1 protein-coding gene and 1 pseudogene are annotated in these 1,317 nt (G+C 47.2%); both read right to left on the bottom strand.

The window, feature by feature from the left end:
- Positions 1–597: pseudogene (locus A3766_RS01160) on the bottom strand (carboxynorspermidine decarboxylase); the annotation flags it as partial.
- A gap of 40 nt (positions 598–637) precedes the next feature.
- The coding region (locus A3766_RS01155) for a saccharopine dehydrogenase family protein (protein WP_304440916.1) at positions 638–1,317 on the bottom strand (680 nt) is incomplete at its 5' end.

The raw sequence follows: 1,317 nt of genomic DNA, 5'->3' as shown, positions 1-1,317 counted from the left end.
TCTATCAAGCGCGTCAAAACCTTGTTCGCATAAGGTATGAAAGTGTAAACCGCTTATACCATCCAGGCTACAATCTTTAAACGCCGATCTTGGAATCCCCAGACGTGAGCCTGGCGCACAAGGGTCGTAGATCGGTGTTGTGCCCTCGGAGTGCAAAGGGTTGATCCTTAAACCGAACTCTAAGTCAGGCCGAGCCTGTTTGGCTCGTTTGGCATTCTCTTTAAATCGCTCCCACTGACCGAACGAGTTGAACACGACGTGTTTCGAGATTGCCATAATCTCTTCTAAGTCATGCTCAGTGTAGGCGGCTGAAAAGGTATGAACCTCTTGACCCAAGTCTTTGCCACCGAACTCTTCATAGCCTAAACGTGCCTCGTGCAAACCACTGGCACAAGTGCCTACCAGGTATTTGTTGATAAGCGGCGCGAGGCTAAACATAGAGAAAGCCTTAAGCGCCAATAATATTTTGGCGCCCGACTTTTCCTGTACCTCGTTCAGTATTTTAAGGTTCTTTTCTATTGCGACTTCATCCACGACAAAGCAAGGAGAAGGCACCCGTGCTGGGTCGAACGCTTCAAAGGTTTTTGCTTTAACCATGCCTATTTCCTACCAACGTCTAAGCAAATAGAACTAAGCATTAGATCAAATCAAACCCTGGGTTTTCAATGACTTTCCACGATAAGCCATAGGCATTCATATCACTCATAAAGGCGTCTGGATCAAGCTGCTCCATATTCCAGACACCGGGCTTCATCCAATGGCCTTCGATCATCATTTTCGCACCAATCATCGCTGGAACTCCTGTGGTATACGAGATCGCTTGAGATTGAACCTCTTGGTAGCAGTCTTGATGATCTTTGACGTTGTACAAATAAACTGTTTTCTCTTTGCCATCTTTAAGGCCACGGACCACACAACCGATGCAGGTTTTACCCTTAGTGCGAGGGCCTAGAGTAGACGGGTCTGGTAGCAAGGCTTTCAGAAACTGGATAGGTACAATTTCCTGGCCTTGGAATTCAATCGGCTCAATTCCTGTCATCCCAACATTCCCTAAGACCTCTAGGTGTTTGAGATAGCTATCGCCAAAACTCATCCAAAATTGCGCACGCTTAATTGAAGGGTAGTGCTTGGTTAAGGACTCAAGCTCTTCATGATACATTCGGAAAATATTGTAGGTGCCTACGCCATCTGGGCAGGTGAAGCTCTGCTGTGTCGACATGGCAGGCGTCGCTACAAACTCACCATCTTCCCAATGGCGGCACTCTGCGGTGACTTCTCTAATGTTGATTTCAGGGTTGAAGTTTGTCGCGAAGGGGT

This window comes from Oleiphilus sp. HI0132, assembly GCF_001635845.1.
Note: the sequence above shows the minus strand (reverse complement) of the source record. Positions and strands in the feature narration are given on the sequence as shown.